This is a genomic window from Janthinobacterium sp. PSPC3-1, from assembly GCF_049896105.1.
Classification (GTDB): Bacteria; Pseudomonadota; Gammaproteobacteria; order Burkholderiales; family Burkholderiaceae_D; genus Janthinobacterium.
The window spans coordinates 22316-37030 of sequence record NZ_JAFCTQ010000017.1; the positions used below are offsets into that span (position 1 = coordinate 22316).

Here is a 14715-nt window from a genome sequence, read left to right on the forward strand (position 1 = left end):
CTGTAGATGCGTTTCCGACGCGTTGATCCCAACGCCGCCGCCAAGCCGCCCCGCAGCACGGGTTCGCGCATGCTGATCGCCGCCATTGCCGGCGCGGTGGCGGTGCTGGCGTTTGCACCATTCGGCTACTGGCCGCTGCAAATCATCAGCCTGGCCGTGCTGTTCTACCAGGTGCTGCGCGCGGCCGACATCAAGAGCAGCGCGCGCGTCGGCTGGGCCTACGGCTTCGGCTGGTGCGGCGCCGGCACCCACTGGCTGTATATCTCGCTGCACCGCTATGGCGACATGGCCGCGCCGCTGGCCGTCATCGCCGTCGCCTTGCTGGCGCTGCTGATGGCGATCTACGTGGCGCTGGCGATGGGCGCGGCCGCCTGGCTGCGCCGCCGCTGGGTCTTGTCCCTGCCGGCCATGACGCTGCTGGTGTTACCTGCCATGTGGACCCTGTTCGAATGGACGCGCGGCTGGCTGTTTACGGGCTTTCCGTGGCTGGCCACCGGCTACGCCCACAATGCCAGCCCCCTGGGCGGCTTTGCGCCCCTCATCGGTTCGTATGGCCTGGGCTGGCTGGCGGCGCTGTCCGCCGGCGCCCTGCTGCTGCTGACGCATCCGCTGCCGCGCACGCGCTGGATCGCCCTCGCCGGCGTGCTGGCCCTGTATGGCGCCGGCATCGGCCTGCGTCATGTCGACTGGACGCATGCGGTGGGCCGCCCGATCACGGTGCGCCTGTTGCAGGGCAATGTGCCGCAGCAGCAGAAATTCGATCCCGCCTTCGTGCTGGGCGCCCTGCGGATGTACCAGCAGGCGATCACCAGCGCGCCGGCCGACCTGATCGCCACGCCGGAAACGGCCGTCACGGTGCTGCCGCATCAGCTGCCAGACGGCTACCTGGAAGGCCTGGGCGCGTATGCCCGGCAGACCGGCAGCACGCTCTTGGTCGGCATGCCGGTACTCGACGAAGAACGCCGTTTCTACAATGCGGCGGTCGGCATCACGCCGAATGGCGCGCCGGGTCCCTACTACCAGTACCGCAAGCACCATCTGGTGCCGTTCGGCGAATTCGTGCCGCCCGGCCTGCACTGGTTTGTCGCCATGATGGCGATTCCCCTCGGTGACATGGGCCGTGGCGCGCGCGTGCAGCCGCCGTTGCAGGTACGCGACCAGCTGGTGCTGCCGAATATCTGCTACGAAGACCTGTTCGGCGAAGAGATCGCCGGCCAGTTGGCCAATGCCCACCGCCATGGCAAGCAATCGGCGTCGGTGCTGCTGAATATCTCGAACCTGGCCTGGTTCGGCGACTCGATCGCGATTCCCCAGCATTTGCAGATTTCGCAGATGCGCAGCCTGGAGACGGGCCGGCCGATGCTGCGTTCGACCAATACCGGCGCCACCGCCGTGATCGACGGCAAGGGCGTGGTGGTGAGCCTGCTGCCACCGGCGCAGCAAGGCACCCTGGCGGCCACGGTGCAGGGCATGGGCGGCATGACGCCGTATATCTTGTACGGCAACAAACTGATGCTGGCCCTGAACGCGCTGGCCTTGCTCGCCGCCTTCCTGCTGGGCCGCCGCGCCCGCAAGCTGTGAGCAAAGGCGAATTGACACAAGAGTCACAGTAGCGTCATAAAACCCGCTAAAATTAGCAAAATCCCGGCCCGGACGCCTGCCTGCCTTGCAGCGCAGGCGTCCGGGCTTCAAGCAAACCTTAACAAAGCGCAGCTTTTCGCGCGGCGAACCCATACGATGCTCACATTTCAACAAATTATCCTGACCTTGCAAACCTATTGGGACAAGCAAGGTTGCGCCCTGCTCCAGCCCTACGACATGGAAGTCGGCGCCGGTACCTTCCACACCGGTACCTTCCTGCGCGCGATCGGTCCGGAACCATGGCGCGCCGCGTATGTGCAGCCGTCGCGCCGCCCGAAAGATGGCCGCTATGGCGAAAACCCGAATCGCATGCAGCACTACTACCAGTACCAGGTGGTATTGAAACCGGCGCCGGAAAACATCCTCGACCTGTATCTCGGTTCGCTGGCCGCGCTGGGCCTGGACCTGAAGCAGAACGACGTGCGCTTTGTCGAAGACGACTGGGAAAGCCCGACCCTGGGCGCCTGGGGCCTGGGCTGGGAAGTCTGGCTGAACGGCATGGAAGTGACGCAGTTCACCTACTTCCAGCAAGTGGGCGGCCTCGATTGCAAGCCGGTGCTGGGCGAGATCACCTACGGCATCGAACGCCTGGCGATGTATCTGCAGGGCGTGGAAAACGTGTATGACCTGGTCTGGACCGAGTGGGAAGAAAACGGCACGACGAAAAAACTGACCTACGGCGACGTGTTCCACCAGAACGAAGTGGAGCAGTCGACCTACAACTTCGAGCACGCCAACACCGAGCTGCTGTTCGAACAGTTTGGCAACTACGAAGCCGAAGCCAAGCGCCTGATCGAGCTGCAACTGACCCTGCCGGCCTACGAAAAAATCATGAAGGCCTCGCACAGCTTCAATATGCTCGATGCGCGCGGCGCCATCTCGGTGACGGAGCGCGCCGCCTATATCGGCCGCGTGCGCACCCTGTCGCGCCTGGTCGCCCAGGCCTATTACGACTCGCGCGAGCGCCTCGGCTTCCCGATGCTGCCAGCCGCCGAACGTACCGAAGCCCCTGCCGCTCCTGCCGCCTAACTGACGCCGTACCAGACAAGAACACCATGAACCAAACACTGCTTATTGAACTGCTGACCGAAGAACTGCCGCCGAAAGCGCTGGCCAAGCTGGGCGCCGCCTTTGCCGCCGGCATCGTCAACGGCCTCAAATCGCGCGACTTCCTGGAAGAAGACAGCGTCGCCACCAGCTACGCCTCGCCGCGCCGCCTGGCCGTCTCGATCACCAATGTGCGCGAAGTCTCGCCCGACAAATCGATCCGCGAAAAAGTGCTGCCGGTCTCGGTGGCGCTGGACGCGAACGGCAACGGCACCGCGCCGCTGGCGAAAAAACTGGCCGCGCTGGGCTTTCCCGACCTGGCGGTGGCGGACCTGGAACGCGCCGCCGACGGCAAGGCCGAGAGCTTTTTCTACACGCATACGGCGCCGGGCAGCCAGTTGGCCACCGGCGCGCAGGCGGCGCTGCAAGAATCGGCTGCCAAGCTGCCGATTCCAAAACTGATGAGCTACCAGCGCCCCGACGGCAGCACCGTGCAATTCGTGCGCCCGGCCCACAGCCTGATCGCGCTGCACGGCATCAACGTGCTGCCCTTGACCCTGCTAGGCTTGACGGCCGGCCGCGAGACCCTCGGCCACCGCTTCCTGACCAATGGCGAACCGATCACCATCAAGCACGCGGAAAACTATGCCGCCAGCCTGATCCTCGACGCCAGCGTGATCGCCAGCGTCGAAGAACGCAAGGCCACCATCCGCGCCCAGCTGCTGGAAAAAGCCGGCGCCGATCAAGTGCTGATGCCCGAATCGCTGCTCGATGAAGTCACCGCCCTGGTCGAATGGCCGGTGGTCTACGAGTGCCACTTCGAGGAAGAATTCCTGGCCGTGCCGCAGGAATGTTTGATCCTCACCATGCAGACCAACCAGAAATACTTTGCGCTGACCGATGCGGATGGCAAGCTGCGCTCGCGCTTCCTGATCGTCTCGAACATCGCCACCGACACGCCCGAGCACATTATCGGCGGCAATGAGCGCGTGGTACGTCCGCGCCTGTCCGACGCCAAGTTCTTCTTCGAACAGGACAAGAAGAAAACGCTGGCATCGCGCCTGCCGCTGCTGGCCAATGTGGTCTACCACAACAAGCTGGGCACCCAAGCCGCGCGCACGGAACGCGTCACCGCGATTGCCGGCGCGATTGCTTCAAAATTAGGTGGCGACGTCGAGCTGGCAAAACGCGGCGCCCTGCTGGCCAAGGCCGATCTGCTGACCGACATGGTCGGCGAATTCCCCGAGCTGCAAGGCATCATGGGCACCTATTACGCGCGCCATGACGGCGAGCCGGAAGAAGTGGCGCTGGCCGCCTCCGAGCACTACCAGCCCCGTTTTGCCGGCGACGCGCTGCCGTCGACCGCCACCGGCACGGCCGTGGCGCTGGCCGACAAGCTCGAAACCCTGGTCGGCATCTGGGCCATCGGCCTGGCGCCGACCGGCGACAAGGACCCGTTCGCGCTGCGCCGCCATGCGCTGGGCGTGCTGCGCATGCTGCTGGAAAAACGCCTGCCATTGTCGATCCAGGGCTTGCTGGCGGACGCCGCCGCGCAATTTGCAGCCGTTCCCGGCTTCAAGGACCCGGTGGCCGACGTCACCACCTTCATGCTGGACCGCCTGCGCGGCATCCTGCGCGAGCGCGGTTTCTCGCCGAACGAGATCGAAGCGGTGGTGGCGCAGAACCCGGATCGCCTGGACGATATCGTGCAGCGCCTGGAAGCGGTGCAGGCGTTTGCCGCGCTGCCGGAAAGCGCCTCGCTGGCCGCGGCCAACAAGCGCATCACGAATATCCTGAAAAAGAACGAGGAAGCACTCAAGCTGGTTGCCGATAATGGCGTCAGCGTGGCGCTGCTGCAGGACGAGGCCGAGAAAACACTGGCCGCCGCCGTCTCGCGCGTGCAGCCGGAAGTCGACGCGGCCTTCGCCAGGGGCGACTTCACGGGCACCCTGCAGACGCTGGCGCAGCTGCGCGACGATGTCGACGGCTTCTTCAACGACGTGATGGTGATGGCCGAGGATGTCGCCCTGCGCAACAACCGCCTGGCCCTGCTGTCGTCGCTGCACGGCATGATGAACCGCGTGGCCGACATTTCCAAGCTGGCGGCATAATGGGCGCGCCGGCGATGAAACTGATCATCCTCGACCGTGATGGCGTCATCAATCATGATTCGCCGGACTTCATCAAGTCGCCGGCCGAATGGCTGCCGATACCGGGCTCGCTCGAAGCGATCGCCCGCCTGAACCAGGCCGGCTACCGGGTGGTGATCGCCTCGAACCAGTCCGGCATCGCGCGCGAATACTTCGACATGTCGGTGCTCAACGCGATCCACCAGAAGATGCACACCCTGGCGCAGCAGGTCGGCGCCGATATCGACGCCATCTTCTTCTGCCCGCATGCGGGCGCCGACAATTGCGACTGCCGCAAGCCCAAGCCGGGCATGTTCCATGAAATCTCGCAGCGCTACAACACCAGCCTGAAAGGCGTGCCGACCGTCGGCGATTCGCTGCGCGACCTGCAGGCCGGCTTCATCAGCGGCTGCGTGCCCTACCTGGTCCTGACCGGCAAGGGCACAAGCACCAATGAAACAGGCGGACTGCCACCCGGCACCCAGGTCTTCGCCGACCTGGCCGCCATGGTCAACCACCTGCTCAAGGCGCCGGCTAGCGCCGCGCCATCGCCCACCGTGGCATTCAGTATTTAACTCCGGAGAACCGCTTGCGTACCATTTCCCTGTTCCTCAGGTCCCTGCTGTTCATGGTCATCATGATCGTGGCCACCATCATCTGGGCCTGCGCCTGTTTTTTTGCCGCGCCATTCAGTTATAACAAGCGCTATTGGTTCACGTCGCGCTGGAACGTGTTCATCATCTGGTGCGCCAAGGTCATTTGCGGCATCCGCTATGAAGTCAAGGGCGCCGAAAACTTCCCCGACGCGCCGGCCATCGTGCTGTCGAAACACCAGTCGGCCTGGGAAACCATCTTCCTGCTGCCCAGCCTGCCGCGCCCGCTGGTGTATGTCTTCAAGAAGGAAATCCTGTACATTCCGTTTTTCGGCTGGGCCATGGCGCTGCTGCGCATGATCCCGATCGACCGCAAGCAGGGCAAGCACGCCTTCAAAAGCGTGGTCGCGCACGGAAAACGCCGCCTCGCCGATGGCCAATGGATTATCATGTTCCCCGAAGGCACCCGCATCCCGGTCGGCCAGGCAGGCAAGTACAAGAGCGGCGGCACGCGCCTGGCGATTGCCACCGGCGCGGTGGTGGTGCCGATCGCCCATAACTCGGGCGAGTGCTGGCCCAAGCAGTCATTTCTCAAGCGGCCGGGAGTGATCACGGTCTCGATAGGCAAACCGATTTCGCCGGAAGGGCAAACCCCGGACAGCATGATGCAACAGGTGGAAAATTGGATAGAATCAGAAATGCGCGTCATTTCGCCTCACGCCTACAACGCTGGCTAGACGGCATCAGCGCGGTCATCCAGGAGCCGACCCTGCGCGAGCAGATGAAGACCATCAGGGTCGGCGACCAGCAACTGGATCTGTTCGCGCATGACGTCTCGACCAGCACGCCCCCGGTGGCGCGCCCCACGGCGCCGCCGGTGCTTCCCGTTGCCGAACCGGTCCCGGTCCCGTTACCGCCAGTTGCACCACCCATCGCTGTTCCTTCTCCACCTTCCCTGCCTCCGCTTCCTTCCCCTCCCCGCACCGCCGACGGCCCGCCGCTGCGCCAGTTGCAGCTTGGCCCCCACCTGCTCGAATTCGCCCTGCGCCGCTCGACGCGCCGCTCGATCGGCTTCATGATCGACGACAATGGCCTGCGCGTGACCGCGCCCAAGCGCGTCACCCTGGCCGAAATCGACAACGCCATCCGCGCCAAGCAGGGCTGGATTATCTCGAAATTGCAGGAACGCGGCGAGCGCAAGGTACAGCGCCAGCAGCGCCCTCCCGTGGTGTGGGTCGACGGCGCCGTGCTGCCCTACCTGGGCGGCGAGATCACCCTGCGCCTGCACCAGGCGGCGCGCCACCGCGCCAGCTTCCAGCGCGACACCGGTGAGCTGCATGTGTGGGTCACGCCAACCGGCACCGAGCAGCAATTGAAAGAGAAAGTGAAAGCCTGGTTCCAGCACGAGGCGCGCCAGCTGTTCGAGGAACGGCTGGACCTGTATGCGGCCAGGCTGGGCGTGCGCTACGATTCCCTGTCGCTGTCGTCGGCCGGCACGCGCTGGGGCAGTTGCACCGTGCAGCGAAAAATCCGCCTGAACTGGCGCCTGATCCACTTCTCCCTGCCGCTGGTCGACTACGTGGTGGCGCACGAACTGTCGCACCTGCTGGAAATGAACCACAGCCCCCGCTTCTGGGCCACGGTGGAGTCGATCTATCCCGACTACGATGGCGCCAAGCAGGCGCTCAGGAAGCGCTCGCAGGAGCTGCCCGTCCTGTTTGGGTAGGTCGGGTAGGTCGGATTAGCGTAGCGTAATCCGACACCACCAGGGTCAGAGCCAACACTGTTGTCGGATTACGCGCGTAGCGCTAATCCGACCTACGGTTGTTACATGATCAAGGCAACAGGGGTTTGATCGCCGCAATCGTGCGCGGCGTGGCGCCACGGTGCTGCGCCGCAAACGCCAGCGCTTGTTCACCCATCGCCGCCAGGCGCGGCGCATCCTGCAACAGTTCAGTCGCCTGCGCCATCAGCGCATCGGCGTCCGCCACCAGCGCGGCGCCGCCGGCCTCGATCGCCTGCTCGGTCACCAGCGCAAAATTGAAGGTGTGCGGGCCGATCAGCACCGGCTTGCCCAGCGCTGCCGGTTCGATCAGGTTCTGCCCGCCGAGCGGCAGCAGGCTGCCGCCGACAAAGGCGCAGTCGCAGGCCGCGTAATAGGCAAACATCTCGCCCATCGAGTCGCCCAGCAACACCTGGGTGGCAGGCGCCACCACGGCGCTACCTGCCAGGATTGAACGGCGCTGCAGCGCCAGGCCGCGCGCGGCGACCAGCTTTTCCACTTCGTCGAAACGCTGCGGATGGCGCGGCACCAGCAGCAGCAAGGTGTTCGCCGGCAGGCTGGCGCGGGCAATGGCGTCGAGAATCAGCTCCTCTTCTCCTTCGCGCGTGCTGGCGCACAGCAGCACCGGGCGCTGGCCAATCGCCGCGCGCAGCCAGGCGCCGGTGGCCAGTGCGCTAGCAGGCACCACCACGTCGAACTTGATGCTGCCGGTGACCGCCACGTCCGGCACACCGAGCTGGCGCACGCGCGCGGCGTCGTCCGGCGTTTGCGCCGCGACCAGGCTGATGGCGCGCGCGGCCTCAAGGATCAACCGGCCCAGGCGCTGCGCCTTCTTCAATGAACGCTGCGACAGGCGCGCATTGGCCAGCACCACCGGCACCCGGTAACGCCGGCACTGGTGGATCAGGTTGGGCCACACTTCGGTCTCCATCAGGATGCAGATGCGCGGCGCGTAGTGACGGATAAAGCGTGCCGGCATGGCGCCCGTGTCGTATGGCAGATAGCTTTGCACCAGGCGCGCGCCGTGTTTGGCAAACAGCGCCTTGCCGGTGGCGCGGCCGGTGGGTGTCATGTGCGTCAGCACGATGCGGCAGCCGGGCCACTCGGCCAGCAGCGCGTCGACCAGCGGTTCAGCCGCGCGCGTTTCGCCGACCGAGACGGCGTGCAGCCAGATGGTCATGGGGCTGGCCGGCGCCTTGCGGCCGTAAAAGCCCAGGCGTTCGCCCCAGTGCTGGCGGTAGCCCGGTTCCTGGCGCCCGCGCAGCCACAGGCGCGCCAGCACCAGCGGCAGGGCCAGCCACCAGGCCAGGGTATAGAGTAGTCGCATGAATAAACCTTGAATAAGCCTGGCCGTCAGTCGGCCAGCAGCAACCTGGCCGCGGCCAGCACTTCCGGCACGCCGGGCGGCTGGCCCTGGTCGCCCAGGTTGATGATGTTGTTCGACCAGTTGCCCTCAGTTTTCCACAGCGGCGAATCGGCGTAGATTTCCACCGTCGGGCGCACGAAGGCGGCGGCGATATGGGTCAGGCCGGTGTCGACGCCGACCACCAGCGCCGCATGGCGCGCCAGCAAGGTCGCATCGGCCATCGACAGCTTCGGCAGCACGCGCGCGTTCGGCAGGCTGGCCGCCAGCACTTCCGCTTCCAGCTTTTCCTTGGGCGAACCCCAGGGCAGCAGGATGGTCATCGGTGACAGGGCCTGGCCCAGGGCGATCCAGTTTTCGGGCGCCCATTTCTTGGCGTCGCGCGCGGTGCCGTGGAAATACACGGCATAGGGCGCCGCGCCCATCCACTCGGGACGTGCGTCAGCGGCGGACAATGCGGGCAGGCCGAAATCGGCCGGCGTGTCGACCGCATAACCGAGCGCCGCGGCGGCGACCAGGCGACCGCGCGCCACCGCATGGGTGCGCGGATCGAGCGGGATGCTGTTGGTATGGAACAGGCGAGAAATGCCTTCGTAGCCCGAGCCTTCGCTGCCATTGGCCAGGCCCACCTTCTGGCCACCGGGCGCCAGACGTGCCGCGCCCATGATGATGCCGGTTTTCAGCAGGCCCTGGGTGTCGAACACATAGTCGTAGCGGGTCTGGCGCAGGGTGCGGAAGAAGGCGGCGATTTCGGCGCGCGTCTCCTTCTTGCCCAGGCTCTTGCGCCAGCGCCGCAGCGCGAACGGAAAGATGGTGCCGACGCGCGGGTTCAGACGCACCAGGCTGGTATAGCCCTCTTCCACCACCCAGTCGATGGTGGCGTCGGGATAATGGCGGGCAATGTCGGCCACCATCGGCAGGTTGTGCAGCACGTCGCCCAGCGAGGAAACGCGCACCAGCAGGATTTTCAAGGGCGCCCGCGCGCCAGCATGGCCGGCCACGCGTCAGAACGGCAAGACGGCGTCAGGCTTGGCAGCCAGGATCACGCGCCGGAACTGGCCCTGGATGCGCGCCAGCGCTGCCGGCGTTTCCGCTTCGAAGCGCATCACGATCACCGGCGTGGTGTTCGACGAGCGGGCCAGGCCGAAGCCGTCCGCGTATTCCACGCGCAGGCCGTCGATGGTGATGATGCGTTCATTGCCAGGAAAAACAGCGTCGCGGCGCAGCATGTCCATCAGCGCGACGTTTTCGCCTTCCTTCAGTTCCAGGTGCAGCTCGGGCGTGCTGTCCGATTGCGGCAAAGCGTTCAGCAGTGCCGAGGGATCGCTTTCGCGGGTCAGGATTTCCAGCAGGCGCGCGCCCGCATACAGGCCGTCGTCGAAACCGTACCAGCGGTCCTTGAAGAAGATATGGCCGCTCATTTCGCCACCCAGCGGAGCGCCCGTCGCACGCAGCTCGGCCTTGACCAGCGAATGGCCGGTCTTGCACATCAGCGGCACGCCGCCATGCTTGGTGATCCACGGCGCCAGGTGCCGCGTGCATTTCACGTCATACAGAATTTGCTGGCCCGGATGGCGCGTCAGCACGTCGGCGGCGAACAGCATCATCTGGCGATCCGGATAGATGATCTGGCCATCCTTGGTGACCACGCCCAGGCGGTCGCCGTCGCCGTCAAAGGCGATGCCGATTTCAGCGTCGCTCTCGGCCAGGCAGCGGATCAGGTCCTGCAGGTTTTCAGGGTGGGCCGGGTCCGGATGGTGATTCGGGAAATTGCCATCGACTTCGCAGAACAGTTCGATCACCTCGCAGCCCATGCCGCGGAACAGGTCACCGGCAAACGCGCCGGCCACGCCATTGCCGCAGTCGACGGCGATCCTGATCGGGCGCGCCAGGGTCACGTCGCCCAGGATGCGGTCGATGTAGGCGGCGCGGATGTCATGCGTGGCATAGCCGCCAGGAGTGGCGCTGTCGCTGCCGTCGTGGTCGACGATGCTCCGGTACAGCGCCAGGATCGCTTCGCCATGGATCGCTTCGCCGGCCAGCACCATCTTGAAACCGTTGTAGTCGGGTGGATTGTGGCTGCCGGTGACCATGATGCCCGACTTCGTGTCGAGCACATTGGTGCCGAAGTACACCATCGGCGTGGCCACCACGCCCAGGTCGATCACGTCGACGCCGGCCGCTTGCAGGCCTTGCGCCAGCGCCGCGGCCAGTGCCGGACCCGACAGGCGGCCATCGCGGCCGATCACCACGCTTTTTTCGCCCTTGGCCAGGGCGGCCTGGCCAAAGGCCTGTCCGATCTTTCTCGCTATGCTGGCATCGAGGGTTTTGTCGATGATGCCGCGAATATCATAAGCTTTGAAAATCGTTTTTGACAGTGGAAGCATGGTCTGGGCGTAAAAATGAAGAGGGTAGAAAATCGGCGCAGCGGGCTTGCCACTGCGCCAACGACATACCGAATTATACGCGCAGCAGATCGATCGACTTGCCCGACTCGACCCAGTACCTGACCCACAGTGGCTGGCGGCCGCGGCCTGTCCACTGCTCGCTGGCATTATCGGGATTGCGATACTGTACCGCCACCTTGCCCGCGCGCGGCTGCAGGCCATCGAGGATCAGCTGTTTCAGTGGAATGCCGGCCTGCTGGGCGATCGCCATGATCTGTTCGCGCGCCTTGTTCAAGTCATCGCGTTCACGATGGCTGACTTCCTGCTGGACCTTCTCCGCCAAATTGCATAATTCTGCCATGGTCAATATCGATAAATTCATGCTTCACTTTCTGAAAAATTAATATGCGCATCAAAAACCCATGGAATATACACCGATTCGTGAAAACATATTAACTCTTCTTGCGCACTATCATCCAGCGCGGTGATTTGAAACGAATAATGCGAAGATATAACCAGATATAAGTGGCAATAAATATCAGGGAGCAGCAAATCAGCAGCCAGCTATGGCGCCAGAATAACGATGCGGGTATCACCGCCATCAGTGAAAACAGCCACAGATACGGCGACGTCAGCGAATTGCGGCGCATCAGCGCGCGCGCTTCCTTGCGACCCACTGTCCATCGCACGATACGGCGGAAAATCAGGCTGTGCAAATGTATGCCATCGGGCATGACCGGTGATTTACCTTGAATGAAGGCACGGCGGTAGGCGGAAAACAGGGTTTCAAAGGTCGGATAAATCAGCAGCAATACGGCATACCAGGTCGACACTTCCGGATTGCGCATCACCAGCAGCAAGGTCAGTTCGCCCAGCATGAAACCGATGAAATAGGCGCCGCCATCGCCGAGAAAGATCAGGCCGACCGGATAGTTCCAGATCAGGAAACCGGTGATCGCGCCCGCCACCAGCAGCGCGGTGACCAGGATAAACGAATCGTTGACCTGCAAGGCCACATAGGCCAGCGACAACAACATGCAGATCGACACCACGCTGGCCAGGCCATTGAAGCCATCGATGATATTGATGGCGTTGGCGATACCCGCCACGGCCAGTACCGTGATCGGCAAGCTGAGCCAGATAAAGGGGATGGCCCAGCTGGAAAACAGCCAGTCGATGCGATCGATGCGCGCGTCGACCAGGTAATACGCCAGCAGGGCGCCGGCCATGGTCAGCAGCAAGCGGCCGATGGGGCTGACCTTGCCCGTGAAATCCTCGACAATGCCGCCGACAAAGGCAATGCCCGAGCACAGCAGCAGCCCGGTCATCCAGCAAGCCATGGCCGGCAGGCGCCAGATCGACACTGTGGCACCCAGCAACACAGCCAGGAAAATCGCCAGGCCGCCGATACGCGCCACCAGATGCGAATGCACTTTTTGTACGCCATGAAAATCCGAATCGAGCGCGGACTTATGCAAATGCACCTGCTTTATGATTAACAAGGTCAACAAGGCGGATACAACAAAGCTCACGATGAAAGAAAACATTTTTAATCAATCAAAGATCGTGTGAATGTATCCATTTAAAAAATGGGGAATGCCATGCTCCTGGCATGAGCCAAACGGCAGAGCAACATCCCATGATTGTTCAGTCCATTTACCATTGATACACAGCCGCTGGCTTTTTTGGCAAGCGAAACAGCAACTAGCTTTAACTTGTTTGCGATAAATCATATGCCCCGCACCGCAGGTCTCACTTCAGGCATGATGTGGTGCAAGCAAATCGTCTGTTACGATCATGCAGAGATCACTATCCACCACCCCATGAAAACTTACTTTATCGGCGACCTGCAGGGCTGCCACGACCAGACGCTGGATTTGCTGGCCCGTATCGCCAAGACGGCAAACGGGCCTTACCGCCTGCTGTTTGCCGGCGACCTGATCAATCGTGGCCCCGATTCGCTGGCGACCTTGCGGCTGGTCCATACACTGGCGCAACAGGGCCTGGCCGATAGCGTGCTGGGCAATCACGACCTGCACTTGCTGGCCGTCGTCAACGGCATCCGTCCCCAGCACGCGTCCGACACGCTGTCCGGTATCCTGGCCGCGCCCGATCGCGATGTACTGATAGATTGGCTGCGCCGCCGTCCGCTGGCGCTGCGCCACGACGGCCATCTGCTGGTGCACGCGGGCCTGCTGCCGCAATGGAGCGTGGCACAGGCCCTGTCGCTGGCCGAGGAAGTGTCCGCCATGCTTGCCAGCGACGGCTGGGTGGACTTCCTGCGCAGCATGTACGGCAACGAGCCGGCCATCTGGAGCGATGACCTGCGCGGCGCCGACCGCCTGCGCTGCATCATCAACGCCATGACGCGGCTGCGTTTTTGCACCGACGAAGGCCGCATGGACTTCAAGATGAAGGAAAGCGGCAGTGCGCCACAGGGCTCCGGCCTGATGCCCTGGTTCGACGTGCCGGACAGGCAAAGCGCCGGCGAGACGGTGGTATTTGGCCACTGGTCGGCGCTGGGCCTGATGCTGGGCCCCCGCTTGATCGGCCTCGATAGCGGCTGCGTCTGGGGCGGCAAACTGTCCGCCGTCTGCCTGGAGGACCGCAGCCTGATCCAGGTCGACTGTCCGGCCTTCCGGCAGCCCGCCGGCAAGGCCGCCAGATAACGCATATGCTTGCTCGGAATCGGTCGTTTGCCCCCACCGGCACGCATCGTATGATCATGCTTTTGCCTGTGCGACCCGATGACTCCTGATACCGACCAGCTGGCGCGCTGGCTGCTGGGCAGCCTGCAACTGGACACGGCGGTGCTGCACGCGGGCCAGTATTGCGGCCGCTGGCGCGCTTCCACGGCCGGACGGGAACTGGGCAGCTTTCACCTGGTGCTCGACGGTCATTGCTATCTGCACGTCGATGGCGCGCCGCCGGTGGCGCTGGGACCGCGCGACGGCGTCTTCCTGCTGCGCGACCTGCCGCACTTTCTCAGCCCCGACATTGACCCGCTGCAGACGGCCGGCGCGCAAGCGATGCGCCCCTTGCATACCCCCAGCGACAGCCCTGCCACCGCGCTGGCCTGCGGCTTTTTCCAGTTCCAGGGCGCGGCCTCGAAGCTGATCGTCGACTCGTTTCCGCCCTATTTGCTGATCCGCGGCGGCGCGCCCGCGTTTGCCGCCGCCGCCGCGCTGTTCGACCTGATCCTGCAGGAGGCGGGCGGCGACCCGGAACAACCCTCCCCCTTGATGGCGCGCCTGGTCGAGCTGCTGTTCTTCTACCTGATCCGCCATGTGGCGCAGGGCGAGCAAGTGGCGGGCGGCCTGCTGTCGCTGCTGCACCGGGCCGAATTTGCGCCGCTGCTCGAACGCATGCTGGACGCGCCCGCCGCCGACTGGTCGATCGAAAACATGGCCAAGGCCGCGTGCATGTCGCGCGCCAGCTTCTGCAAGCACTTCGCCAGCGCCAGCGGCCACTCGCCGGCGCAGTTCCTGCTCCTGCTGCGCATGAAGATCGCCGCGCGCCGCCTGCACGACGGCGCCTCGGTGGAACGGGTGGCCGAACTGGTCGGCTACCGCTCGCATGCAGCCTTCACGCGCGCCTTCAAGCGCGCCACCGGCGAGCAGCCCGGCGCCTACCGCCGCGACCAGCGCCAGCGGCAGCTATCGAACTGAGATCAAGGATTTCAACATCGCAGACGAATGAGCAGAAAATGGCGACGTTGGCGTCTGTTATGCATCTGGGGGGGCCGATATAATCAGTTGGTGATCAACCACCC

Annotated in this window: 13 protein-coding genes; 8 read left to right on the forward strand and 5 right to left on the reverse strand. The window is 64.1% G+C overall.

Annotation, left to right across the window (positions count from 1 at the left end; all coding sequences use genetic code 11):
• Window positions 1–6 precede the first annotated feature (6 nt).
• The 6 genes from lnt (at window position 7) to ACP7B7_RS18015 (ending at window position 7136) form a co-directional block, all read left to right on the forward strand.
• A complete protein-coding gene (lnt, locus tag ACP7B7_RS17990; protein WP_426077546.1) occupies window positions 7–1581 on the forward strand; it encodes an apolipoprotein N-acyltransferase in 1575 nt (524 codons plus the stop codon).
• 156 nt (window positions 1582–1737) lie between these two features.
• Window positions 1738–2670, forward strand: coding sequence for a glycine--tRNA ligase subunit alpha (gene glyQ / locus ACP7B7_RS17995; protein ID WP_426077547.1), 933 nt, complete (start codon window positions 1738–1740; stop codon window positions 2668–2670).
• 26 nt (window positions 2671–2696) lie between these two features.
• Window positions 2697–4799, forward strand: a complete 2103-nt coding sequence (gene glyS / locus ACP7B7_RS18000; RefSeq protein WP_308924513.1) for a glycine--tRNA ligase subunit beta — start codon at window positions 2697–2699, stop codon at window positions 4797–4799.
• Between the two features lie 14 nt (window positions 4800–4813).
• Window positions 4814–5392, forward strand: a complete 579-nt coding sequence (gmhB, locus tag ACP7B7_RS18005; protein ID WP_426077548.1) for a D-glycero-beta-D-manno-heptose 1,7-bisphosphate 7-phosphatase — start codon at window positions 4814–4816, stop codon at window positions 5390–5392.
• Between the two features lie 14 nt (window positions 5393–5406).
• Window positions 5407–6147, forward strand: coding sequence for a lysophospholipid acyltransferase family protein (locus ACP7B7_RS18010; RefSeq protein ID WP_308924511.1), 741 nt, complete (start codon window positions 5407–5409; stop codon window positions 6145–6147).
• A 44-nt stretch (window positions 6148–6191) separates the two neighbouring features.
• Window positions 6192–7136 carry a M48 family metallopeptidase gene (locus ACP7B7_RS18015; RefSeq protein WP_426077610.1) on the forward strand — a complete coding sequence of 315 codons (945 nt, stop codon included), beginning with the start codon at window positions 6192–6194 and terminating at the stop codon, window positions 7134–7136.
• A 109-nt stretch (window positions 7137–7245) separates the two neighbouring features.
• Here the strand turns inward: ACP7B7_RS18015 and waaA are convergent, their stop codons facing one another.
• The 5 genes from waaA to ACP7B7_RS18040 form a co-directional block, all read right to left on the reverse strand.
• Window positions 7246–8520, reverse strand: a complete 1275-nt coding sequence (gene waaA / locus ACP7B7_RS18020) for a lipid IV(A) 3-deoxy-D-manno-octulosonic acid transferase (RefSeq protein WP_426077549.1) — start codon at window positions 8518–8520, stop codon at window positions 7246–7248.
• Between the two features lie 26 nt (window positions 8521–8546).
• Window positions 8547–9527 carry a lipopolysaccharide heptosyltransferase I gene (waaC, locus tag ACP7B7_RS18025; RefSeq protein ID WP_426077550.1) on the reverse strand — a complete coding sequence of 327 codons (981 nt, stop codon included), beginning with the start codon at window positions 9525–9527 and terminating at the stop codon, window positions 8547–8549.
• A 33-nt stretch (window positions 9528–9560) separates the two neighbouring features.
• A complete protein-coding gene (locus ACP7B7_RS18030; protein ID WP_426077551.1) occupies window positions 9561–10943 on the reverse strand; it encodes a phosphomannomutase/phosphoglucomutase in 1383 nt (460 codons plus the stop codon).
• Between the two features lie 73 nt (window positions 10944–11016).
• Window positions 11017–11286, reverse strand: coding sequence for an H-NS family nucleoid-associated regulatory protein (locus ACP7B7_RS18035; RefSeq protein WP_426077552.1), 270 nt, complete (start codon window positions 11284–11286; stop codon window positions 11017–11019).
• A 109-nt stretch (window positions 11287–11395) separates the two neighbouring features.
• Entirely contained in the window at window positions 11396–12490 is a 1095-nt protein-coding gene (locus ACP7B7_RS18040; protein ID WP_426077553.1) for an MraY family glycosyltransferase, read from the reverse strand.
• A 276-nt stretch (window positions 12491–12766) separates the two neighbouring features.
• Here ACP7B7_RS18040 and ACP7B7_RS18045 point away from each other — a divergent pair, with 276 nt between their 5' ends.
• Window positions 12767–13612: a symmetrical bis(5'-nucleosyl)-tetraphosphatase gene (locus tag ACP7B7_RS18045; RefSeq protein WP_308924505.1), complete on the forward strand. Its 846-nt coding sequence runs from the start codon at window positions 12767–12769 to the stop codon at window positions 13610–13612.
• A 78-nt stretch (window positions 13613–13690) separates the two neighbouring features.
• Entirely contained in the window at window positions 13691–14611 is a 921-nt protein-coding gene (locus tag ACP7B7_RS18050) for an AraC family transcriptional regulator (RefSeq protein WP_426077554.1), read from the forward strand.
• Window positions 14612–14715: the final 104 nt, after the last annotated feature.

What these genes read in the sequence shown, in the direction of transcription:
- lnt (WP_426077546.1), top strand. Translation starts at nt 7, where the DNA reads ATGCGTTTCCGACGCGTTGATCCCAACGCCGCCGCCAAGCCGCCCCGC.
- glyQ (WP_426077547.1), top strand. Translation starts at nt 1,738, where the DNA reads ATGCTCACATTTCAACAAATTATCCTGACCTTGCAAACCTATTGGGAC.
- glyS (WP_308924513.1), top strand. Translation starts at nt 2,697, where the DNA reads ATGAACCAAACACTGCTTATTGAACTGCTGACCGAAGAACTGCCGCCG.
- gmhB (WP_426077548.1), top strand. Translation starts at nt 4,814, where the DNA reads ATGAAACTGATCATCCTCGACCGTGATGGCGTCATCAATCATGATTCG.
- ACP7B7_RS18015 (WP_426077610.1), top strand. Translation starts at nt 6,192, where the DNA reads ATGAAGACCATCAGGGTCGGCGACCAGCAACTGGATCTGTTCGCGCAT.
- waaA (WP_426077549.1), bottom strand. Translation starts at nt 8,520, where the DNA reads ATGCGACTACTCTATACCCTGGCCTGGTGGCTGGCCCTGCCGCTGGTG.
- ACP7B7_RS18030 (WP_426077551.1), bottom strand. Translation starts at nt 10,943, where the DNA reads ATGCTTCCACTGTCAAAAACGATTTTCAAAGCTTATGATATTCGCGGC.
- ACP7B7_RS18040 (WP_426077553.1), bottom strand. Translation starts at nt 12,490, where the DNA reads ATGTTTTCTTTCATCGTGAGCTTTGTTGTATCCGCCTTGTTGACCTTG.
- ACP7B7_RS18045 (WP_308924505.1), top strand. Translation starts at nt 12,767, where the DNA reads ATGAAAACTTACTTTATCGGCGACCTGCAGGGCTGCCACGACCAGACG.
- ACP7B7_RS18050 (WP_426077554.1), top strand. Translation starts at nt 13,691, where the DNA reads ATGACTCCTGATACCGACCAGCTGGCGCGCTGGCTGCTGGGCAGCCTG.